General features: G+C 59.7%; 20 protein-coding genes. 14 read left to right on the forward strand and 6 right to left on the reverse strand.

Annotated features, from left to right (window positions below; translation table 11 throughout):
* The coding region (locus RAE04_RS10485) for an LPXTG cell wall anchor domain-containing protein (RefSeq protein WP_317027324.1) at window positions 1-605 on the forward strand (605 nt) is incomplete at its 5' end.
* Window positions 606-781: 176 nt separating this feature from the next.
* Here the strand turns inward: RAE04_RS10485 and RAE04_RS10490 are convergent.
* The 3 genes from RAE04_RS10490 to RAE04_RS10500 form a co-directional block, all read right to left on the reverse strand.
* Entirely contained in the window at window positions 782-1,468 is a 687-nt protein-coding gene (locus RAE04_RS10490; RefSeq protein ID WP_317027325.1) for a response regulator transcription factor, read from the reverse strand.
* Window positions 1,469-1,698: 230 nt separating this feature from the next.
* On the reverse strand, window positions 1,699-2,889 hold the full coding sequence (locus tag RAE04_RS10495) for a sensor histidine kinase (protein WP_317027326.1): 1,191 nt from the start codon (window positions 2,887-2,889) through the stop codon (window positions 1,699-1,701).
* Window positions 2,890-3,072: 183 nt separating this feature from the next.
* Entirely contained in the window at window positions 3,073-3,249 is a 177-nt protein-coding gene (locus RAE04_RS10500; RefSeq protein WP_317027327.1) for a hypothetical protein, read from the reverse strand.
* Between the two features lie 452 nt (window positions 3,250-3,701).
* On the opposite strand from RAE04_RS10500, the gene dnaK reads away from it, so the two are divergent.
* From dnaK to RAE04_RS10525, 5 genes are all read left to right on the forward strand, one after another.
* Window positions 3,702-5,552: a molecular chaperone DnaK gene (gene dnaK, locus RAE04_RS10505; protein ID WP_005325523.1), complete on the forward strand. Its 1,851-nt coding sequence runs from the start codon at window positions 3,702-3,704 to the stop codon at window positions 5,550-5,552.
* Entirely contained in the window at window positions 5,552-6,259 is a 708-nt protein-coding gene (gene grpE / locus RAE04_RS10510) for a nucleotide exchange factor GrpE (protein ID WP_317027328.1), read from the forward strand. Before dnaK ends, grpE begins: the two co-directional genes overlap by 1 nt.
* A gap of 97 nt (window positions 6,260-6,356) precedes the next feature.
* Entirely contained in the window at window positions 6,357-7,562 is a 1,206-nt protein-coding gene (dnaJ, locus tag RAE04_RS10515) for a molecular chaperone DnaJ (protein WP_179387050.1), read from the forward strand.
* Between the two features lie 20 nt (window positions 7,563-7,582).
* A complete protein-coding gene (locus RAE04_RS10520) occupies window positions 7,583-8,032 on the forward strand; it encodes a heat shock protein transcriptional repressor HspR (protein ID WP_049378992.1) in 450 nt (149 codons plus the stop codon).
* 244 nt (window positions 8,033-8,276) lie between these two features.
* A complete protein-coding gene (locus RAE04_RS10525) occupies window positions 8,277-9,797 on the forward strand; it encodes an aldehyde dehydrogenase family protein (RefSeq protein WP_317027329.1) in 1,521 nt (506 codons plus the stop codon).
* A gap of 18 nt (window positions 9,798-9,815) precedes the next feature.
* On the opposite strand, the gene RAE04_RS10530 is transcribed toward RAE04_RS10525, so the two are convergent.
* Window positions 9,816-10,946: an alpha/beta hydrolase gene (locus tag RAE04_RS10530; protein ID WP_317027330.1), complete on the reverse strand. Its 1,131-nt coding sequence runs from the start codon at window positions 10,944-10,946 to the stop codon at window positions 9,816-9,818.
* Window positions 10,947-10,978: 32 nt separating this feature from the next.
* On the reverse strand, window positions 10,979-11,242 hold the full coding sequence (locus tag RAE04_RS10535) for a hypothetical protein (RefSeq protein WP_317027331.1): 264 nt from the start codon (window positions 11,240-11,242) through the stop codon (window positions 10,979-10,981).
* Between the two features lie 91 nt (window positions 11,243-11,333).
* Between RAE04_RS10535 and RAE04_RS10540 the strand changes: the two genes are divergently transcribed.
* Window positions 11,334-12,149 carry a carbon-nitrogen hydrolase family protein gene (locus RAE04_RS10540; protein WP_317027332.1) on the forward strand — a complete coding sequence of 272 codons (816 nt, stop codon included), beginning with the start codon at window positions 11,334-11,336 and terminating at the stop codon, window positions 12,147-12,149.
* On the opposite strand, the gene RAE04_RS10545 is transcribed toward RAE04_RS10540, so the two are convergent.
* Window positions 12,146-13,318, reverse strand: a complete 1,173-nt coding sequence (locus tag RAE04_RS10545; protein ID WP_317027333.1) for a 2-polyprenylphenol hydroxylase — start codon at window positions 13,316-13,318, stop codon at window positions 12,146-12,148. The two genes, RAE04_RS10540 and RAE04_RS10545, sit on opposite strands and share 4 nt — an antisense overlap.
* A 179-nt stretch (window positions 13,319-13,497) precedes the next feature.
* Between RAE04_RS10545 and RAE04_RS10550 the strand changes: the two genes are divergently transcribed.
* The 7 genes from RAE04_RS10550 to RAE04_RS10580 all read left to right on the forward strand — a co-directional run bounded on the left by RAE04_RS10550 (window position 13,498) and on the right by RAE04_RS10580 (window position 23,020).
* The gene (locus RAE04_RS10550) at window positions 13,498-14,871 is read left to right on the forward strand and encodes a sodium:glutamate symporter (RefSeq protein WP_317027334.1); all 1,374 of its coding nucleotides are present in this window, start codon (window positions 13,498-13,500) and stop codon (window positions 14,869-14,871) included.
* A 350-nt stretch (window positions 14,872-15,221) separates the two neighbouring features.
* Window positions 15,222-16,613, forward strand: a complete 1,392-nt coding sequence (locus tag RAE04_RS10555) for a TetR family transcriptional regulator (protein WP_317027335.1) — start codon at window positions 15,222-15,224, stop codon at window positions 16,611-16,613.
* An 88-nt stretch (window positions 16,614-16,701) separates the two neighbouring features.
* The gene (clpB, locus tag RAE04_RS10560) at window positions 16,702-19,257 is read left to right on the forward strand and encodes an ATP-dependent chaperone ClpB (RefSeq protein ID WP_317027336.1); all 2,556 of its coding nucleotides are present in this window, start codon (window positions 16,702-16,704) and stop codon (window positions 19,255-19,257) included.
* A 56-nt stretch (window positions 19,258-19,313) separates the two neighbouring features.
* Window positions 19,314-20,171: a sulfurtransferase gene (locus RAE04_RS10565; protein ID WP_317027337.1), complete on the forward strand. Its 858-nt coding sequence runs from the start codon at window positions 19,314-19,316 to the stop codon at window positions 20,169-20,171.
* A gap of 91 nt (window positions 20,172-20,262) precedes the next feature.
* Window positions 20,263-21,690, forward strand: a complete 1,428-nt coding sequence (locus RAE04_RS10570) for a hypothetical protein (protein WP_317027338.1) — start codon at window positions 20,263-20,265, stop codon at window positions 21,688-21,690.
* 69 nt (window positions 21,691-21,759) lie between these two features.
* Window positions 21,760-22,350: an orotate phosphoribosyltransferase gene (gene pyrE, locus RAE04_RS10575; RefSeq protein ID WP_317027339.1), complete on the forward strand. Its 591-nt coding sequence runs from the start codon at window positions 21,760-21,762 to the stop codon at window positions 22,348-22,350.
* A complete protein-coding gene (locus tag RAE04_RS10580; protein WP_317027340.1) occupies window positions 22,337-23,020 on the forward strand; it encodes a TrmH family RNA methyltransferase in 684 nt (227 codons plus the stop codon). The genes pyrE and RAE04_RS10580 overlap by 14 nt, the downstream gene beginning before the upstream one ends.
* Window positions 23,021-23,072: the final 52 nt, after the last annotated feature.

A 23,072-nucleotide genomic window follows, 5' to 3' on the forward strand; every position in this document is an offset into this window, starting at 1 on the left:
CGGAGACGGAGAAGGTGTGTAAGCCGTCGGAGTCTGAGGGTGGTCAGCCGTCTGAGCCGGTGGAGCCTACTCCTGGTGATGATGGTGTGGTTACGGTGACGACGACTGTTGTTGATCCTGACGATCCAAATTGTCCGTCCGGAGGAGGCGACGAGCCTACCCCTGCGCCCTCCGAAGACCCAGACCCAACTCCGACCAATCCGGAAAAATCTTCCAAGTCCTCTTTGGGCTGGCTCCTGGTTCCATTGATTCCGCTGTTGTCGAGCGGTAAGAGCTCAGCGGTGCCATCCGGTAAGCCTGTCCCGCATAGCTCGGTTCCATCTACGGATGAGAAGCGCTTGGAAGAAAAGCCCCAGAAGGAAGCTGATAACGTGCTTGAGGATACTCACCAAGACGGCGAGACTAATCCTCACGGGCCGACGGAAAAGGCGCCACTAGTGGCAAAGCCTACCTCTACCCAAGGTACTCCTACCGCCCACACTGAACGATTCACTGGGTTGGCCAATACTGGTGCCTCGGTACTCGGACTGGTCCTTTGTGGCCTTGCTGCACTTGCAGCTGGTCTATTCCTAGTTCGAAGGAATCGTAAATCTACTGAGAGCTAGTGAAGCTCGGCGGATAGCTCCCTAGTAGCCTAAACCGCGTCTTAAGCCGCTCAATACGAGTTGCTTGAGACGCGGTTTATTTCATTGAAAGGTGGTCCCAGAACGCAAGTCTCTCGGTCAGTGCAGGAAAATCACTTCTCTGAAGGAAAAGATTTCGTTGTTGCCAAGTAGTCAGGTCAGGAACCGTAACCAGCCTTTAGGGCTTTCACCGCTAGTTCAAGACGGGATTTAGCATGGAATTCACTGAGCAAGGTAGATACGTATTTCTTCACCGTGCCCGGTGCGTAGTGCGTGCTCTTGGCAATTTCTTCATTGGACTTGCCTTGGCAGACCAGGTCTAGAACCTGCTCTAAAGCAGGCGAGATATGATGATTGTCTTTAAACTTCGCGGTCGATGCTGCTGTATTAGCGTCGGCGCCCGTGGTGCTCCAATCAGGAAGCTGCTCAAAAAGGCGGGTAAGGGATTGCGGGGTGACAACCGTGCCGCCGCGTACAGCCTCACGCACGGTATCCAAGATGTAGACCGGTTTGGAGCTTTTCAGAATATAGGCCGCAGCCTTATTAGACATGACCTCTTTTAGGGTCTCGTCATTGTCCATCGCGGTCATCGCAACAAAGACCGGCGGGTCTTCCAGCTTGTTAACCTCACGCAAGAGGGTCGTACCATCCATCTCGGGCATATGGATGTCCGCGACAATGACGTCAAAGTCCTGCTCTTGCAAAAGCGCGAGAGCGACCTTGCCATTTTCTGCGGTGGCGCGCACCTCCATGTCCTCAGCCGAGGCGAAGTAGCGCCCCAAGGCCTCAAGGACAAGTGGGTCGTCATCGACGACCAAGAGGGATGTTTTTACTTCACGCACCATGGAGCCGGGCAACCAAATGCAATATCGACAGGAGATGCGTATGCCGTAGTCTTTGGCAGCTCACCAGGGGTAAGGCCGGCGCCGAAGACGGAAGAAGACAACATTAGTGGGGCGAGAAGACTTGCGAGTGCGGCCTGCATTAAGGCGCTCCTTTTGTGAAAGATTGAATAGGCAGAAACAAGCGAAAGCTTAGTGTATGAATTAAGCCTTTGCTATACATCGTGGTGGAACTAACGCCGTTTATGGGCGTTGGGCGGCAGGAATAGGGTTAATTCCCATTTCCCGGAATTCAAATCCGTGTCTAATCGCGCGTTCATCGTGGCTGCAATCCGGTTCATGGAGGACATGCCAATGCCGGAGGACATTTCGGTGTTCTTGCTTGTTGGTTTAGCTACGGGATTAGTGATGGTGATGACCGTCCAGCCCATATGAGGTCGAACGGAAATTACGATCTCCGCCCCTGGTGGGGAATACTTCACTGCATTGAGGCACGCTTCTGTGGTGATGGCTGCAATGGGCTCCAGAATTTCTTGAGGAAATTCTGGCGCAAACTCCTCGCCCTTGACCTCCACAATGGGTGATCGATTGAGGCGGGAAAGACGTTCTTCCTCTTCCGAAATGAGCTGGGCAAAGCTTGTTGGCTTTGTGGTTGAACCAAAACTCATGCCGTCGTTAATGCCATCGATATTATTTCGCAGGACCTTGGTCAGCGCTCGTACTTCCGACATGGAAGAGCGCATGGAGTCGCTGAGGGCATCGAGCTTTTTCGCTAGCTCTGGCAGCTTGGAATATTCGAGACTGAGAGCCTCTAGCTGCATGGTGTTTACCGTTAGGTTAGAAACAACTGAGTTGTGCAAGGTTTCGGCGAGGTCGGTTTGTCGGCGCTTTACGTCATCATTCCACTCCACCATGGCAGATCTATATCGGTTTGCAGAGTGGGCGAAAGTTGCTCCAATCACACCACCGACGCCGATTAGCATTCCCCAAGTGAGGGCCGGGGCAGGATGAATGCTTAGTTCAAGCGTCTCAGGATCGATGAGCCCACATATCCAAAGAAGCAGGCCGACCGCAATTGTGCGGCTGTGTTTGCCGTGGTAAGCAACTACGGCTAGGAAAATCGGGGCTAGGAACACCGAACAGATAAAAGGGGTTCTAGTAAGAAATGTAGCGGTTAGCCAAGCGGCGATAAATGTACCTGACATACCTAACGGCCAGCGATAACCCGAAGTAGTTATCACTGTAAGAACTAGTCCAAGGATGGCTGCCGATAACTGGTGCTCTATGGGGGTAAGGAATGCGCCAAGTAATGTCAGCGCCACACAAATCACCGCAGTTAAAGCGGCTGTTCGCTGCAGGGTCATGGCCGCGCGGATGCGTTGGTGAAGGGGCGGTTGCGAAGGTTTCGACACGGTGCTGTCCACGCTTCCTGGATGTTAGGGCTCAATGAGGTTTATCTTCCTAGTGTAGGTACAGCGAACGTGAAACAGCGATTGAAAACAGCGAAACCCCCGCACCTTCGTGCGCGGTTCCTTGTGGTGGGTTCCGAGCGGAGGAAGAAGGTGAGGGGGTTTAGCTGGTCTTCATGAAGGAGTACAGAAGGCTAATTACTTAGCTTCTGCAGCAGCCTCTGCGTTATCCTTGGAGGACAGGCCCTCGAATACGGAGGACAGGCCCTCGGAGTCGGTGTTGGACTCGGAGGAAGCCTCGATGAGGCCCTTGATGCCCTTGATGAGTGCCTCGAAGTCGATGGCGGAGCTGAGGTCTGCGAGGGTATCGAACATATACATTCCTTTCGGATCGGCGGAGTAAAACTACAATCTCTCTCTGGGGTAGCAGCTCTTAACTGCTGTGATTCCTAGTATGCGGTAGCGGGGGCGGGCTGCCAATCCTCTTTTGGATCCTTTCTGAGGTGACTTTTGGATCCTCTTAGGGCTATTTAAGGATCTCTGTTTGGGTATGGGGCGGTGTTGGGTGAAGGGGGTGATTGCGTGGAAGGTGGGAGTGGGCGTCGACAAGAGTGGCGCTGAGCTGCACAAAAGGAATGTTGATAAGAAAAGTTGAGTCGCGGGGAATAACTTTTGTAGGCTTCCGGTTGTAAGGATTGAGTGACACAGGCTCAAGGTTGCGTGACCGGACGTGGAAGTTCTGTTACAGTAGCGCTCGGACGCAACGAGAAGTTGAGTCACTGACAGTCAACTTTATTAATTACCCCAAGATAAAAGGAGAAGAAATCATGGGACGCGCAGTAGGTATTGACCTGGGTACGACGAACTCTGTCGTTTCCGTACTGGAGGGTGGCGAGTCCACCGTTATCGCTAACTCTGAGGGTTCCCGCACCACGCCTTCCGTCGTTGCTTTTGCAAAGAACGGCGAAATCCTGGTCGGCCAGTCTGCTAAGAACCAGGCGGTAACCAATGTTGACCGCACCATCCGCTCCGTCAAGCGCCACATCGGCACCGACTGGAAGATCAACATTGATGACAAGGACTACACCTCCCAGGAGATCTCCGCTCGCACGCTGATGAAGCTGAAGCGCGACGCAGAGGCTTACCTCGGTGAGGATGTTACTGACGCCGTTATTACCGTTCCTGCATACTTCGAGGACGCACAGCGCCAGGCCACCAAGGAAGCTGGCCAGATTGCAGGCCTGAACGTGCTCCGTATCGTTAACGAGCCAACCGCAGCCGCTTTGGCTTATGGCCTGGAAAAGGGCGAGCAGGAGCAGACCATCCTGGTATTCGACCTGGGTGGCGGCACCTTCGACGTCTCCTTGCTGGAAATCGGCGATGGTGTCGTCGAGGTTATGGCCACCGCCGGCGATAACGAGCTGGGTGGCGATGACTGGGATCAGCGCATCGTTGACTGGCTGGTAGACCGCTTCAAGACCTCGCAGGGCGTTGACCTGACCAAGGATAAGCGCGCCGTACAGCGTCTGCGCGAGGCTGCAGAAAAGGCAAAGATTGAGCTGTCTTCCTCCCAGCAAGCCAACATTAACCTGCCGTACATCACGGTTGACTCCGACAAGAACCCGCTGTTCTTGGATGAGACCCTGACCCGCACCGAGTTCCAGAAGATCACCCAGGATCTGCTGGACCGCACCAAGGCTCCGTTCAACCAGGTCATCAAGGACGCTGACCTTTCCGTCGGCGATATCGACCACGTTGTTCTCGTCGGTGGTTCCACCCGTATGCCGGCCGTATCTGACCTGGTTAAGGAACTGACCGGCAAGGATGCCAACAAGGGCGTTAACCCGGACGAGGTTGTTGCAGTCGGCGCTGCCCTACAGGCAGGCGTGCTGCGCGGCGAGGTTAAGGACGTGCTGCTTCTTGACGTCACCCCGCTGTCCCTCGGCATTGAGACCAAGGGTGGCGTGATGACCAAGCTCATCGAGCGCAACACCACCATTCCGACCAAGAAGTCCGAGACCTTTACCACCGCAGAAGACAACCAGCCTTCTGTGCAGATTCAGGTCTTCCAGGGCGAGCGCGAGATGGCTACTGCCAATAAGCTTCTCGGCTCCTTCGAGCTCGGCGGTATTGCTCCGGCACCGCGTGGTGTTCCGCAGATTGAGGTCACCTTCGATATCGATGCCAACGGCATCGTCCACGTGACTGCAAAGGACAAGGGCACCGGCAAGGAAAACACCATCAAGATTCAGGATGGTTCTGGCCTGTCCCAGGAAGAAATCGACCGCATGGTCAAGGATGCTGAGCAGCACGCCGAAGAGGACAAGAAGCGCCGCGAGGAGCAGGAGCTGCGCAATAACGCAGAGTCTACCTCCTACCAGACCCGCAAGTTCTTGGATGACAACGCTGACAAGGTATCCGAGGATGTTAAGACCAAGGTCACCGAGGCTGCTGACGCCGTTGATGAGGCCCTGAAGGGCGATGACCTCGAGGCCATCAAGTCCGCAGTGGAGAAGCTGTCCACCGAATCCCAGGAGATGGGCAAGCAGATCTACGAGGCACAGGCTGCTGAGGCCGGCGCTGAGGGCGCTGCCGATGCTGGTGCTGCGCAGGGCGACCCGAACGTTGTCGACGCTGAGGTCGTTGACGAGGACGAGAACAAGGATGGCAACAAGTAATGACTCAGGACAGCGGAATGCCGCACAACCCAGGCGACCCGGAAAACACGGATCCGGAGGCTACCTCGGCTGACCGCGCTGAGGCTGCTGCCGAGCAGGCTGAGGAGGCCCAAGCCGCGCAGGAAGCGCAGGCTGATGCCACCGAGGAAGCCGAGCTGGATCCCACCCTCGATGCTGACCTTGAAGAAGCGCTGGCGGACGTCAACGCCGATGAGGTAGAGGCCGAAACCGCGGGCGAAGAGCCTGCCGGTACTGGCGTCAGCGATGTGGAAGCACAGTTGGCAGAACGCACCGAAGACCTGCAGCGTCTCAATGCGGAATACACCAACTACCGCCGCCGCACCGAGCGTGACCGCCAGGCCGTAATCGAGACCGCCAAGGCCAAGGTCATCGCAGATTTCCTGCCTGTTCTTGATGACTTGGAGTTGGCTCGTGAGCACGGTGACTTGGAAGGCCCGCTCAAGGCGTTTGCGGATAAGCTCCACGACACGTTGGAAAAGCACGACCTCGCCGCTTTTGGTGAGGAAGGCGATGCCTTCGACCCTGAGGTCCACGAATCCGTGCAGGACTTGTCCTCCGGCGATGAGCAGGTGCTTGGCACCGTGCTGCGCAAGGGCTACCGCGTGGGCGACAGGCTCGTACGCAATGCCATGGTCATCATCGCGGACCCCAGCGATGAGTCCGGCAGCTCGGAAGAATCCGAGTAAATAACAAAAAGGGCGCCCTGGGAATTGACTAGTGACCTTCCCGCGGCGCCCTTTTACTTAACTTGTATCGATTCTCTTTGAAAGGAGGAGATGCCCAGTGAGCGCTAAACCCGAATGGGCAGACAAAGATTACTATGCGGATCTGGGGGTCTCCTCGTCCGCAGACCAGAACGAGATTAAGCGTGCTTACCGCAAGCTAGCGCGCGAAAATCACCCCGATACCCACCCGGACGACCCCGCGGCAGCGGAAAGGTTCAAGAAGGTTGCGGAAGCCTACGACGTGCTTTCCGACGCCACCGAGCGCAAGGAATACGACCAGTTCAAGGCCATGCTCCGCAATGGAGGCGGCTTTGGGCGGATGGGAGGCGCCGGATTTCCCGGCGGGTTTCGATCCACGCGCATGGGTGGACAAGGTGCGCAAGAATTCGACCTCTCGGACCTCTTCGGAGGATCCGCTGGAGGATCGGCTCAAGGCGGCGGTGTTGGGGATATCTTCGGTAGCGTTTTCAACCGCGGCGGTAGTGCTGGCCACTCAGCTAAACCGTCGCGGGGGGCCGACGTCGAAACGGAAATAACCCTCGACTTCCGCGAAGCCGCTAAGGGAACCACCATTCCCCTGGCACTCAGCGGCAATGCGCCGTGCACCACGTGCCACGGCTCGGGTTCCGCTTCCGGCAAGACCTCTACCTGTGGCACCTGCAGCGGTACCGGTTTTACCTCGGAAAACCGCGGTGCTTTCGGTTTCTCTGCCCCGTGCAAGGACTGCGATGGCACCGGCCGGCGCATCACGGATCCGTGTAAGGATTGCCACGGCACCGGCACGGTTCACCGCACCCGCAATATCACCGTTCGCATCCCGGCCGGTGTTATTGATGGTCAAAAGGTACGCCTCGCCGGACAAGGCGAAGCAGGTCCCAACGGCACTCCAGCCGGTGACCTCTTCGTGGCGGTAACCGTAAAACCAGACAAGGTCTTCACTCGCGAGGGCGATGACCTGCACGTCACCGTTCCGGTTTCCTTCACGGAGCTGGCCTTGGGCGATACCATCGCGGTTCCAACTTTGGATAACCCGGTGCGCGTGAAGATCCCTGCTGGCACGCCGGATGGACGCACGTTGAGGGTGCGCGGAAGGGGCATCGCCAAGCGCGGTGGCAACTCCGGTGATCTGCTGGTTACCGTGCAGGTTACCGTGCCCACCAAGCTCGATGCCGCTGCTTCTAGCGCACTGCGCACCTATGCTCAGGCGGAAAAGGACTCCGGTTTCAACCCGCGTGCGGGTTGGGCCGGCGCCGAGAATGCTTAAGGCAGGAGGTGTGTTAAAAAATGAGCACTGGAAAGGCAGAAGATTCCGGCACCGCGGTCTACGTCATCTCCGTAGCTGCGGAACTCTCCGGAATGCATGCCCAAACCCTGCGCACCTATGACCGCATGGGCTTGGTTTCCCCAGCCCGCACCCGTGGCGGTGGCCGCCGCTACTCCGACCGAGACATCGAGCTGCTGCGCAAGATTCAGGCGCTGTCCCAAGACGATGGCGTCAACCTTGCCGGCATCAAGTCCATCATCGAGTTGACCGAGGAACGCGATCGACTCGAGGCCGAGCGCGATGCCCTTGCCGAGGAAGTCCGGGCCCTGCGCGAGCAGGCCGCTGGACGCCGCCCGCAGCGCAGTGGTGAGCTTGTCCATGTCCCACGGTCAACCTCCGTGGTGATGTGGAGCCCGCGTACCGCGCGTGAGCGCAAGCGCTCCCGCGGCCGTGGATACGGCCAAGACTAACTCTCGCTCTGCAGACGAGTACACCCAACCCCGCAGCCAGCTTCCCCGCTGGCTGCGGGGTTTTCTTCTACTCGCGTATTCGCGGTGCTATGTGAATATTTGCAAAGAAGGTAACCGTAATCAGTGCGCATTGCAAAGTTTAGGGTTAGGATGACTAGCAAGTGAGTGATGTAAGGCACACCAGTAAGTAATGGTGTTTCACAACACCCTCACCTGTAATTTTCTCCAGGAAAGGACACGCACCATGACCCTGTATGCAGCCCCGGGAACCGAAGGCTCCATCGTTGACTATCGCGAACGCTATGACAACTACATCGGCGGCCAATGGGTGGCGCCCGTCGATGGTGAATACATGGACAACATCAGTCCGGTAAACGGCGAGGTATTTTGCCAGGTAGCTCGCGGCAAAGAAGCCGATATCAACTTGGCTATCGATGCCGCGGAAAAGGCCTTCGAAACCTTCGGTAAAACCACCCCGGCCGAGCGTGCGTTGCTCCTGCATCGCATTGCGGATCGCATCGAGGAAAACCTGGAAAAGATTGCGGTCGCTGAAACCTGGGAGAATGGCAAGGCCGTGCGCGAAACCCTTGCCGCTGATATTCCGCTCGCCGTAGATCACTTCCGCTACTTCGCCGGCGCCATCCGCGCCCAGGAGGGCCGCCTGTCCCAGCTCAACCAGGATACCGTGGCCTATCACTACCATGAGCCGCTCGGCGTCGTAGGCCAGATTATCCCGTGGAATTTCCCGTTGCTTATGGCCGCCTGGAAGATTGCGCCAGCGCTGGCTGCTGGAAACTGCATTGTCATGAAGCCGGCTGAGCAAACCCCAGCATCCATCCTGTTGCTCATCGAGATCATCGGTGATCTTCTTCCTGACGGCGTGCTTAATATCGTCAATGGCCTGGGAGATGAAGCCGGTGCGGCACTATCCGGATCGGACCGCATTGCCAAAATCGCCTTCACCGGCTCTACCCCGGTAGGTAAGATCATCAACAAAGCTGCCGCTGACAAGGTCATCCCCGTCACTCTGGAGCTGGGTGGTAAATCCCCGTCCCTCTTCTTCAAAGACATCATGGATGAAGACGATTCCTACCTGGAAAAGTGCGTAGAGGGCTTTGTCATGTTTGCCCTTAACCAAGGCGAGGTCTGCACGTGTCCATCGCGCGCGCTGGTGCACGAAGACATTGCGGATAAGTTCTTGGAACTGGCCGTTGAGCGCGTCAAGAAGATTAAGATTGGACACCCGCTTGATACGGAAACCATGATGGGCGCGCAGGCCTCCCAGGAGCAGATGGACAAGATCAAGCAGTACCTGGAGATTGGTCCGCAAGAAGGTGCGGAGACTCTTGTAGGCGGCCACGTGAACAAGGTGGAAGGTCTGGAAAAGGGCTACTACATTGAGCCCACCGTGTTTAAGGGAAGTAACGACATGCGCATCTTCCAAGAAGAGATTTTTGGCCCGGTGCTCTCCGTAGCTACGTTTAAGGACTATGACGAGGCGATTGCAATCGCTAACGCCACCAACTTCGGCCTTGGTGCCGGCGTATGGTCGCGCAGCCAAAACATCTGCTACCGCGCAGGCCGCGATATTCAGGCCGGCCGCGTGTGGGTCAATCACTACCATGACTACCCAGCGCACAGTGCCTTTGGTGGCTACAAGGAATCTGGCCTTGGCCGTGAGAACCACTTGATGATGCTGGGCCACTATCAGGAGACTAAGAATATGTTGGTCTCCTATTCGGACCAGCCGGCTGGTCTGTTCTAAAAGGCCCTACCCCTCGGACTAGTTCGCGCGTGCCACTTGGCCTAGGCCACGCAAGAACCGGGGGTCCTCCCAATAGGAGCCATGATCGCCAGGGAGGCCATCCGCACCGGGAAGGGGAGTAGCGCCAAAGGTATCAATGGTGGGATCGGGGCCATGGATGCCGGCGTGAGGCCCCGTCGTAATAGCGATGGGGTCGTTGGCGTTTGTGGCTGCCCAGATGCGGCCATGCAGTTCTGAGGCGTGGCCAGCGCCGGTGCCGGGACTGCCGACGAGCACTACGTCCTCAGCAATCCTTTCCTGCTTTGCGGCATGCCCGGTGACGACAGAACCATAGGAGTATCCCACTACGGTGCGCTTGGCCTGCGGATAGCGTCTACCGAGCGAGCGCTGAAACCGGGCGAGTTCTTGACTGGCAGTTCGCGCGGGAGTGGCGTGAACCGCACGGGGCAGGGAGGAGGGCGCCTGGTAGCCCAACCACACGACCGCGGGCCCGCCGCTGGCCTTGGCTAGATTGCGGCCGCGGTCTACCGCACGCTGCCAGGTTTCTGGATCGGAGGAGTGAACTCCTTCCACGAAGGTGGTAAGTGACGCCGGCGTAGTCCGAAAGCCGCCGGGGGCCACCATGGCTACGAGCCGTCCGTCGCTAGTTTCTAGCACTCGTATATCTGGGTTCTGCGCGGCGAGCTGAGATACGTGTTCGCTGGCGTGGGCAAGATTAATCTCGTGGACGGTATCCACTGGAAGATCGGAGAAGTCTTCCAAGCGAACGGGTGGGGCCACCCCGGCAGGCGTACATAGGGCATCGATTTCTTGGGAGCAGAGCCAGTCGAGGGAATCGCCCAGCGCCCGCACTTGATTCAACAAGAGTCCAGCGGCGCTGGCCGCGGCGCCATTGCGCTCATCCACTTGTCCTAGAAATGCGATGATGCGGTCCTCGAGTTCCTCGCGGCGGGCCTGCAGGCTGGCGTGGAGTTCAAGGGTGGTGGCAGCCTGCTCCATCTGGTGCAGTGGTTGTGCGAGCCAGTCCGTGTAGCTTGCCAAACTGGTGCGCGCGGCCTCGCCGGCGGGTCCACCCAGTGATAGGCCGCGCCAATCCTGGTGCGAATCTATAACACGAAAGCGCAGTTCAGCGTGTTCGCTGTGCAACATACTGGCACCATTTTTTAAAGCCACGGATAGGGTCATCGTGCATCTCCTAATGCATGGCCCAGGTGAGAATCCACACCGGCGGCAGCGTGGAGGAAAGCGTCGACTGAACGCAATTGCTCGGCTGTGGCGTCCTCCGTTGCAGTCACGGTGCTGGACCAGGTGGCACGGGCTCGCTCTAGTGCGGCCGCGGTGCGGCAGGCAGTATCGAGCGCGGCCGTCGGCGGTGGCAGCGGAGGGCGCGCCATGAGGGAGCGGACGTAATCGGGCAGGTGCGTGGGAATTTCTACATAACTCATGCCCCTAAGCCTGAAGGACCATACAAGGTCGCGCTAGGGGTAAAGACGCAGCCTGTGGATAACTCCGCATTGCTTCATTATTTTGGGAGGCATGAAGGTAGCAGCAGTCCAGTTAACGTCCACCGGTAATGTCACCGAAAACCAGGAATTGGCCCTCGTCAAGATCCGTGAGGCGGCCGGAAACGGGGCGCGGTTAATCGTGTTGCCGGAGGCCACGGCGCAGAATTTCCGCTCCGGGCGCCTTGATGAGCAGGCGCAGACGCTCGAAGGCCCGTTCGCCACGGCGATCCAAACGCTCGCAGAGGAGCTCGAGGTTACCGTCGTGGCCGGCATGTTCTGCCCAGCCGATACCGTGGAGCGCGACGGCAAGACCATTAACCGCGTGACCAATACGGCGCTCATTGCAGGCCCTGGCGTGCTGGGCGGCTACGAGAAGATCCACACCTATGATGCCTTTGACTACCGCGAATCGGATACGGTCTTAGCCGGCGAATCGCTCGTAGTCTTCGACGTGGATGACCTTGTAGTGGGCGTGGCCACCTGCTATGACATTCGCTTCCCAGAGCAGTTTAAGGAGCTGGCCAGCCAGGGTGCGCAGCTCATTGTAGTACCCACGAGCTGGGCGGATGGCCCCGGAAAGCTGGAGCAGTGGCGCCTGCTCACGGCCGCGCGTGCCTTGGACTCCACTAGCTATATCGTTGCGGCCGGCCAATCGCGCCCGGGCGGTGACGCAGAGGCGGGCAATCCTTCCGGACCAACGGGCATTGGCCATTCCACCATCGTTGATCCGAATGGCGTGCGCATGGCCGAGGCCGGCTACGAGGACGACATCCTCTATGCCGACATCGATCCGAATGAGGTAGCGAAAACCCGCCGCGCCCTGCCGGTTGTGGCCACTGTGGACTAGGCCAGAGCCGCGTAGTCTTCCGGCTGCCAGCGCCCGTCGCGGCCCCAGCTAAGGACGTCGATCTGCTGCTTGCCGACGCCCCTTCGAACCAACCTTTCCGCACCTTCCACAACCTCGTCGGCCGGTCCGACGAGTAAGAAGCGCGGGGGAGTGCCTGTGGATAACTCCACCTCGTTGACTACTACATCGGTCGGTTCCCCGGAGACTACGTAGTCGGCGCCGGGCGCCAATTCGCGGGCATTGAGCAGCCACGGGTCTTTTTCTTCCCGCACGATGCGGCGCACTGGTACGCCAAGCGCTGCCAGGTTCTGCTGGAAGTAGGTGTCATAGTGGGCGCCGGGGCTGCCCGCCACGGCGAAGAGGCGTGGTACTCGGCCGCGGTCATCATCGTCCAGCGCGGCGAGCGCCACGCAGCGGGCCGTGGCCCAACCGGTGCCATAAGCAATGACGACCAGTTCTCCTGCGCCCGCGTTCTGCAGGCTAATGCCGCCGGCGGGCTGGCCCAGGGTCCACCAGTCTCCGGGCTGCGAGTGCGCGAGGGACCGGGAAGCCTCGCCCGCGGTGGAGATGTGAAAGACCACCTGGCCGGTTCCGTCGCTAGGCTGCGCAGGAGTGAGCATCCGCCATTGCCCGGGCAAGTACTGAGTGGTCACCGGAAAGTGCTGCCCCGGTTGATAGGGCACAGCCAGGCCAGCCTCCACGCGGATGATGGACGTCTCGCGGGTGGGGTGATCCACCGCCACCACTTGCGCCGAGTGCGCCGGTGCTTCGCCGGCGGCGTCGGACTCCCGTGCGGCGTCGGCCATCGTGGCGCACACCTGGTGGATGACGTCGCAGGCAAAGTCGTATTGATACTGCGTCAGCGCCAAAACCTGCAGGCCCGCTACCAGGGCGTCTTCAAAACGAGAATAAATCTCGGCCGGAAACCCATGCCGGCGGTGATCGCGGGCGAGCTGGGTGAGCTTTGCGGAGACGTCGGCAAGCAGGGGCTCCCTAGGCTCCGTATGCTCAATCACCCACGCCAGCGCAGGCACCATCGAGGTATGGGTATCGCGCATCGACAGGGCAAAAATCTGCCGGGATTCAGGCACCGCGTTAAAGAAATGCTCGTGCACCGCATCGCGGTACTCGTTTGCGTAATTTCGAAAATGCTCGCCCAGTTCCCACATGTCACATCATCCTAATAGTCAGCGCCCAACCGGGGGTCGAGCTACCTACTGAAAGCTGTAGTGGGGGTGAAAACGGGAGTCTATGTTGTGGATCACTTAGCGGAAGGTATTGTATTCCCTATCCGCCTGCCCTCTAACGGGGGCAAGCCGCCATAATTGCACAGCTAGAAAGGGTCCCCATGGAAGATTTTTCCGCTTATACGCTCATGCTGGATGTGGGCTGGATTTCTTTGCTCATGGTCATCGGCAACGTCCTGCGTCACCAGGTGAAGTTCATTTTCCAGGACCTGCTGCTACCTGCCCCGATCACCGCCGGCCTCATCGGCCTACTGGTTGGTCCAAATGTGCTGGGTTGGATCAACTTCTCCGATAACTTGGGCGACTACACCTCCATCCTCATCGCGGTGGTCTTTGCATCTATGGCCTACTCCATGGAAGTGGGAGGCAACATGGGCAAGGGCGCGCGCAATATGTGGGGCTATTCCACCATGATGTTCACCGGCCAGTGGGGCCTGTTCATCGTGCTGGGTCTTTTCCTTTTTGCGCCGCTTTTCGATACCCCGAATTGGTTCGGCATGATGCTGCCCGTCGGTTTCACGGGCGGCTTCGGTACCGCCGCGGCCGTGGGTGGTGCGCTCGAGGGCGTAGGCGCTGATGCCGCGTCTTCGCTCGGCTTTACCTCCGCGACCGTCGGCACGCTGGCCGCAATCATCGGCGGTGTAGTCGCCGGTAACTGGGGCATCCGCAAGGGCAAGGTCTCCCACGTGCCCAAGGAGCTGCCGGAAGAGCTGCGCCGCGGCTACATCAAAAACATCGATGAGCGCCCGTCGCTCGGCCGCGCTACCACCAACCCTTCCTCCATCGAACCGCTCGCATTGCACTTCGGCTTCATCATCTTGACCGTGATGACCGCCTATGGGATCAACCAGGGCCTGAGCAGCATCTGGGAAAACGTCTCCGTGCCGCTTTTTGCCATGTCCATGGTGGTGGGCCTAATCTTCCGTGCGCTTATGAACTTCGTTGGCGCCGAGGACTACTTGGATAAGGACTCTATTTCCTCCATCTCTGGTGCGGCCACGGACTACCTCATTGCCTTCGGCGTGGCCGCCATCGTCCCGGCCGCTATTGCCTCTTATTGGCAGGCACTTCTCCTGCTCTTCGTCCTGGGCACCATCTTCTGCGCGTTCTTCTTGCTGTGGTTCCCGGCCGAGTTCTTTGGTGAGCGCTGGATTGAGCGCGGCATCTTTGGCTGGGGCTGGGCTACCGCCACCGTGGCGACCGGCATCGCCATCCTCAAGATTGTGGACCCCAAGCTTAAGTCCGGCACGCTGTCTGAATACGGCATGGCCTACATCGGTTTCGGCCCATTCGAAATCTCGTGGACCATCATCGCACCTATGGCTGTGATGTACGGATTCACCGGCGCCTTCGGCGCTATTTCCCTGGCGATTTCCATCGGCGTCTACATTGCCTTCAAGTCCATGCGCCTTATGCCGCCGCGCGGCACTATCTTCCAGGAGGGCATCGGCCATGTAGGACAAAAGCAGGAATAGCCGCGCTTGCCGACGTCCCCTGTCAACCCCGCCGCAAAATCTGTGGCGGGGTCTTTTTGTCAGGACTATGCCTTCTAGGCGTGTCCTGACGGCTGAAGTCTTGACTCCTGCACGGCCGACCCCTGAGGGTAGGAGGTTAAGAAAAACCGCTAAACGTTAAGTATTCTAAGGCTATATTTATATAAACAAATAATGATTACATTGGCCTTTCTCGGGGTTGGCCCTGCTGTTACTACTGTTCACATTTAAAACCTGGAGTCACTTGAAGTGCTAACCATTAGCGGGTATTGATTTAACTTAGAATTTGTTATAATTTCAGGGAATCAATCTCTGTCTTGATGGGGAACTAGATGTATGAGCTGGATGGCGCTTCCGTGCGAGTAGAAATTTTGGAAGCGGCCTTAGATATCGCTGGGACGCGAGGTGAACGTGCAGTAACTTTGGAGGAAGTTGCAAACTCCTTGCAGTGCCCGCTCTCGGATATTGAGGAAGAGTTCCCCTCCAACTCAGAGATTCTTGAGGCGATGCCCAATTTCCTGGAATGGCGTCTAACCAGTTATATGAGAAAAGTGGTGGACCACCTTCCCGAAGGCGCGGGTGCCGCAGAGGTTTTGAAAGCCCTAGCTGAAGGGTACTTCTTCTACTGCCAGGAACAGCCAGAGCTTTATGGCTATCTCTTCGAGCGATACCCAGCCTTGGACGATGTTCAGGTATGCAATATGGCCAAAGGCATGCATACTGGAAACTCGGGTGCAGATTTCGTAGTGAATGTGCTGAAGCAACTGGCTCAAGAACAGGGCGCCGTTGTAGGGGTAGATATTGCCCTTGGCGATATTGGCCGCATTGCTCTTGCCATCTGGTCAATTATTCATGGACTAAGCCATCTCAGCACCAAGGGCGTGGTCCGTTTCCAGCATTCAGTCATTCGCATTGCCAACCTGAGGCAGACTGTCCAGCTGGTGTTGGAAGCGATTATTGATTGGTTTTCCACCAAAAATATTCCAGAGCGTCGGCCAATTATGTATTCCGCACGCGAGATTGTGGAGCGGGCAATGGGGCAGTGGGAGGAGCGCCCCCTCGTTGCCCCACAGAGTGTTGAGTCTTTGGAATTTGAAAAGGCCAAGGATCTAATTATTGAAACGGCGCTTCAGGTGGTGGCCCGAGAAGGTGTTAGCCGTTCCTTCTTTAAACAGGTGGCTCAAGAGCTGAATACCACTACGGATTTTCTCAATTCCGTGATCGACAATGACTTCGCGCTGCGGGAATATGCCGACGAACGAGTAACCCGGGAAATGGCAGAGATGTTTGAAAAGGTAATCGATTCTTTGCCGGCGGATACCGCTATCGTGGATCGTCTTCATATCGTGGCCTCGGTATATTTCAATTTTTCGCTCCGTCATACTGAACGGTTCTGCGCGGTTATCGGCCTGGCTAATGGGTCGATCGTTCCGCATAGCGGTGACGGCAGTCCACATGAAGGCATGACGGAAAATTTTGCTATCATGATGAAGCTTCTGCGCGAATTCATTATGGAGGCAGGAATTCAGCCGACAGATCAGCTGGTTTACTTGAGTGCTCTGGCCATGTGGGCGGGCGCTGACGGCGTATCCCATCTGTGCGCTTTGGGGGACTTCAGGGAGTACGAGGATGACTTGAAGTGGGGTCTCTTCTCCCAGGCGTTGACCTCGTCCTTCTTTGCGGTGGCGCATGGTCTGCAGTTGGTGGATAAAAACCTTCCCTAGGTTGAGTGGAATAGACTCAACTTTGGGTGCGTTGTGCTAAGTGAAGCCCTACAGTGGGTGAATAAATCTTAGAAGGAGCAACGCACACATGAACTCATTTAACCCCACCACTAAAACACAAGAGGCTTTGCAGGACGCCCTGCAAACCGCCTCGTCCAATGGCAATCCGGATATCCGCCCGGCCCACCTGCTGGCAGCCATTCTTAGCCAAGAAGGCGGAATTGCCGCCCCAGTTCTTAAGGCCACCGGCGTAGACCCGGATACCGTGCTCAAGGAAGCCCGCGAGCTTGTTGATTCTTATCCCAAGGCCGAGGGCGCCAATATGGCCAACCCGCAATTTAACCGCGACGGCCTCAACGTCCTGACCAAGTCGCAGGAGCTGGCCGGGGAGCTGGGCGATGAATTCGTCTCCACCGAGGTCCTTCTCGCCGCCATCGCAGGCTCTAAGACCGACGCCGCCGAGCTACTTACCGGCCGTGGTGCTACTTATGACGCCATCAAGGGCGCCTTCCCCTCCGTACGCGGTGCCGCCAAGGTGACCTCTGAGAACCCAGAGGACCAGTTCCAGGCCCTAGAAAAGTACGCCACGGACCTCACCGCACGCGCCCGCGAGGGCAAGATCGACCCGGTCATCGGCCGTGATCAGGAAATCCGCCGCGTGGTCCAGGTGCTCAGTCGCCGTACGAAGAATAACCCAGTGCTCATTGGCGAGCCCGGCGTGGGCAAGACCGCCATCGTGGAGGGCCTAGCCCGCCGTATCGTGGCTGGCGACGTCCCCGAGTCTCTCAAGGGCAAGACCCTCATCAGCCTGGATCTTGGTTCCATGGTCGCCGGTGCTAAGTACCGCGGTGAATTCGAGGAGCGCCTCAAGGCCGTGCTCGATGAGATTAAATCCTCTGAGGGCGAGATCATCACCTTCATCGATGAGCTGCACACCATCGTCGGAGCCGGCGCTACTGGCGACGGCTCCATGGACGCCGGCAACATGATTAAGCCCATGCTGGCCCGCGGCGAGCTACGCCTCGTTGGCGCCACCACCCTGGACGAGTACCGCAAGTACATCGAAAAGGACGCTGCCCTCGAGCGCCGCTTCCAACAGGTCTATGCTGCCGAGCCTTCCGTGGAGGACACGATCGGCATCCTGCGTGGCTTGAAGGAGCGCTACGAGGTACATCACGGCGTGCGCATCATGGACTCCGCGCTGGTATCGGCCGCCGAGCTTTCCAACCGCTACATCACCAACCGCTTCCTGCCGGATAAGGCCATCGACCTCGTCGATGAGGCAGGCTCCCGTCTGCGCATGGAGATCGACTCCTCCCCGCAGGAAATCGACGAGCTTGAGCGCATCGTTCGCCGCATGGAGATCGAAGAGCTGGCGCTGAAGAAGGAATCTGACGCTGCCTCCCAGGACCGCCTAGCCGCCCTGCAAGGCGAGCTCGCGGACCAGCGCGAGAAGCTCGGCGAGCTCAAGGCCCGCTGGGCCAACGAGAAGAAGGCCATCGACGATGTCCAAAACATCAAGGAAGAACTCGATGACCTGCGCCGCCAAGCCGAAATCGCCGAGCGCGACGGCGACCTCGCACTGGCCTCTGAGATCAACTACGGCAAGATTCCACCGCTGGAAAAGGATCTCGCGGCCGCGGAGGTCAAGGCCACCGAACAGCGCAATACGATGCTCGATGAGGAGGTAAGCCCGGACACCATCGCGGAGGTTGTTTCCGCCTGGACCGGCATCCCGGCCGGCAAGATGTTGCAGGGCGAGACCGAGAAGCTGCTCAACATGGAATCCGTGCTGGGCAACCGCGTGGTCGGCCAGAAGGAAGCCGTCACTGCCGTATCGGACGCAGTGCGCCGCTCCCGTGCGGGCGTGGCCGACCCCAACCGCCCGACTGGTTCCTTCCTCTTCCTCGGCCCCACCGGTGTGGGCAAGACCGAGCTGGCGAAGGCATTGGCAGACTTCCTCTTCGACGATGAATCCGCCATGGTGCGCATCGATATGTCCGAGTACGGCGAGAAGCACTCCGTTTCCCGCCTCGTCGGTGCCCCTCCGGGATACGTCGGGCACGAGGCTGGCGGCCAGCTCACCGAGGCCGTTCGCCGCCGCCCCTACACGCTCGTGCTTTTCGACGAGGTAGAAAAGGCCCACCCCGACGTCTTCGACGTCCTCCTGCAGGTTCTGGATGAAGGCCGGCTTACCGACGGCCAAGGACGCACCGTCGACTTCCGCAATACCGTCATCATCCTGACCTCCAACTTGGGCGCCGGCGGCACCCGCGAGGAGACCATGGATGCGGTGAAGAAGGCCTTCAAGCCCGAATTCATTAACCGCCTCGATGATGTGGTCATGTTCGAGCCCCTTTCGGAAGAGCTCCTGCGTGGCATCGTCGACATCCAACTGCGCGGCCTGTCCGAGCGCCTCGACGCCCGCCGCCTGACCCTGCAGGTCTCGGATTCCGCCAAGTCCTGGCTGGCCGAGCGCGGCTACGACCCGGCCTATGGCGCCCGCCCGTTGCGCCGCACCATCCAGCAGGCCATTGGTGACAAGCTCGCCAAGAAGCTGCTGGCCGGCGATATTGTCGACGGCGACACCGTCCACGTGGACGTCGCCGATGGCGGCGCCGAGCTAGACATCGCCGCCCGCTAGTCGGCCTCCCACCGCCCGCCGCGCCAAATCCTGCTCATGCCCCTAGACTCGGGGGCATGAGCATTTTGGTCTCCCCGCAAGAACTCCGCGAATCGATTTATCACGGCGAGCGTTTCACCCTCTTGGCCACCCACTGGCAGCCGCAGCTGCGCCAGAGCTACAACGAATTTACCTCCCTGCACATCCCGACGGCACTGTTTAGCGATACCGCCAATTCCTTCGCCGGCCTGCCCGGCTCCCAAGTAGGCCGCAACCCGCTGCCGGATCCGGATAAGCTGCAGGAGCACTTCCGCCAGTGGGGAATCCGCGAGGACCGTCCCGTCGTGGTCTATGACGAGGGCCGTGGCCTTTTCGCTGGCCGCGCGTGGTGGACCCTGCGCTGGGCTGGTCTGGACAACGTCCGCATCCTCGACGGCGGCTTGGCCAATTGGCGCCACCTGGGCTATACCACGCTGACCGGCCCTGGCAACTTCGCCGTCGGTGCCACCGCCGAGGTCAATCCGGGCCAGATGCCCGTGGCCACCATCGATGACGTGCGCAATCACGATGGCCTGCTCATCGATACCCGCACCCGCAACCGCTTCGCCGGCCGCCGCGAGAACCTCGACCTCAAGGCAGGCCACATCCCCGGCGCCGTCAACGTGCCAGAGCGCCTGTTCCACAACGAGGGCCTGCGCACTTGGAAGTCCGCGGGCGAAATCCGCGAAGTGCTTTTCGACGCCGGCCTCACCCCCGACAACGTCCAAGGCGCCATCATCTACTCCGGTTCCGGCAACCACTCGGCCCTCGCCCTTGCCGCCATGGAAGACGCCGGCTTCACTGGCCTGCGCCACTATGTCGGCGGCTGGTCCCAGTGGTCCGCCAACCCCCACAACCCCGTCGAGCGCGGCGACCGCTTCACCGTCAACGGCTAATCTCCCCAGCCGGCCCCTCGCCTTCGCCCTCAGCCTCCCGCGTCCGCGCGCCGAGCGCTGAGGGCTTGCTCCTTCCTACTACTATCGTGGGATGATGGCTTTTCTAATCCTTGCTCTCGCGGTTCTTCTCGGCATTGCTGGCGGTGCCCTGCTGCTTTACGACGGCAAACAGCGAACCTCCACCCATACACCCTCCGCCGACGCGGATCCCAGCTCCGAGGACCCCAGCTCCGCGGATCCAGCCCCCGCAGACGCCACTCCGGCGGACTCTGCATCCTCCGACGCCGCACCCGAAAACGCTGCTCCGGCCGAGCCTGCCGATTCGGCCTCGAGCGTCGCCCCCGAGCGCGCCCCTGCCGCTGACCCGGCCACCCCAGCCACCGAAGCAGCTGCGTCAGTTTCCGCACCGGAATCCGCGCCCGAGACCCCGCCTCAGCGAGAGCCTGAGCCAACCGGTGAACCCGAACCGGAACCCGATGGCAAACCAGCCCCCGAACCCGATCCCCAGCCGAGCCACGAGACCGCGAGCGAGCACCCCGCGCCTTCCAAGCCACACGCACGCCACCGGCCGATCCTGCCAGGAACCATGCGCCGCGAGCGCCGGAATTGGGCGGAAGCCAAGGGATTTGAATTCATGAAGGCCGACCCTTACCTCGTAGACGAATGGACCAGGGGAGTGGCCTCCACCGGCGCGGCACCCAAAGACATTGTCGCCGGCAACGTGTACGGCCACGAGATACTGTTGATGGATATCGATGGCGTCAACGTCATGGCTATGCGCACCGGTGCGGCCTCCGACATGGTGGTGGACTTTCGCCGCTTCGACCGCGACGACGCGAAGGCTTCCGAGGACCTGCTTTTGGCCATGACCATCGAGGGATTCGATGTGTATTCCTCGGATAGCGCCGTGACCGAGCGCATGGTGGATGAGCGCGTCCACGTCGCCCTGCAGCAAATGCCCGAAGCCGTTACCGCACTATGGATGGAAACGGAGTGGGTCCTGGCGCAGACCACGAAGCAGGCGCGCTCCGCGGAATGGGACGCGATGCTTCCACCTCTCGCCCTGCTTGCCGACGCCGCCCGCGTCCTCCCCCCGCGTTCCTCGGCCACCCATGTGGTGCGCCTCGAGGAATTGGACCCAGCCCGCGAGATTCCCGCCCAGCCCATCGTCGAGGCCGTCGGCGGCGCGCCGGCGGCCGGCGCGCCCGAATTCGAGCGACCCGTCATCCAACGGCCGGAAGAGCCGCTGCAGATGCCGTCTCGAGCCTACTCTGAAACCCGCGGCCCGGTCGAGCACAGCGCCCTCGGCGGCGACGAAGTAGACGCCATTGCCGATGGCCGCGAACGCCCCACACCCGATTCCCACACCGCCCGCCTGCCCCGCCAGCAGTTCCGCGCCGCCTCCATCTTCGACGACCCCTCCGACGATTCCACTAGTGGGCCCGCCCCCAGCGCGGCTGATACCCGCGGGGTCGATAGTCGCGCGGCCGAGGAATCGGATCCGCGCCAGGGAGAGTAGCCTAGAGACCAATACTGGCGGCCTGCCACCGCGCACGAGCCGCCGCGCACGACCCACGACAAGGAGCAGATGACTGTGGATTCTCACACCACCAATGCGCACACCGCGCACGCCCAAAACCTGGACGCCGAGAAGAAGGCCCGCCTCGCTGAGCTGGTTAAGGAACTGGCCGTCGTTCACGGCAAGGTGACCCTGTCCTCGGGCAAGGAAGCTGACTACTACGTGGATCTCCGCCGCGCTACCTTGCATCACGAAGCCTCCCGTCTCATCGGCGCCCTGTTGCGCGAGCTGACCGTAGATTGGGATTTCGCGGCCGTCGGTGGCCTAACCCTCGGCGCCGACCCGGTTGCTACCTCCATCATGCATGCCGACGGTCGCGATATCGATGCCTTCGTCGTGCGCAAAGAAGCCAAGAAGCACGGCATGCAGCGCCGCATCGAGGGCGCAGACGTGGAAGGCAAGAAGGTTCTTGTCGTAGAAGACACCACCACTACCGGTAACTCCCCGCTTACCGCCGTGGCCGCGCTGCGCGAGGCCGGCGCCGAGGCCGTGGGCGTGGCGACCGTTGTGGACCGCGAGACCGGTGCCGGCGACGTCATCGCCGCAGAAGGCCTCGAGTACCGCTCCCTGCTGGGCCTGGGCGACCTTGACCTCGCCTAACGCAGACAGCGCGGCCGACCAGGCCAAGGGGCCGACCGAGTGGAACGAGGGCCGCCATGGCGTAGGCCCGTGGGAAGGTCCGCTGCCGCGAGGGCCTGAGGCCGAGAAATACGACCCAGAGCTGCTCGCTGAAGGAGACCGTCGCAACGTCGTCGATGCCTACCGCTACTGGAGCAGGGAGGCGATCAAAGAGGACATCGATAAGCGCCGGCATAGCCTGCACATCGCGATCGAGAACTTTGAAAATGACGCCAATATCGGCACCGTCGTGCGCACCGCCAACGCCTTCGCCGTCGATACCGTGCACATCGTCGGCCGGCGGCGGTGGAATCGCCGCGGGGCAATGGTCACAGATAGGTACCAGCACTTGATGCACCACGAGAGCGTCGAAAAGCTTATTGCGTGGGCGGCCGAGGAGGGGCTTACCGTGGTAGCCATCGACAACACCCCCGGTTGCGTGCCCCTGGAAACGGCCGAGCTGCCGGAGCGCAGCCTGCTGCTTTTCGGCCAAGAGGGCCCCGGTGTGACGCAAGCGGCCCAGGACGCTGCGCTGATGACCTGCTCCATCGCCCAATTTGGCTCCACCCGCTCCATCAACGCGGGTGTCGCGGCCGGCATTGCCATGCACGCCTGGATCCGCCAGCACGCCGATCTGGACAATTCCTGGTAGGAAGATCGTTACACTAGCTATATCTACCCGTGCGACTGGAGTGATTGAGGAA

The organism is Corynebacterium sp. CTNIH16, assembly GCF_032821655.1.
Taxonomy (GTDB): Bacteria; Actinomycetota; Actinomycetes; order Mycobacteriales; family Mycobacteriaceae; genus Corynebacterium; species Corynebacterium marquesiae.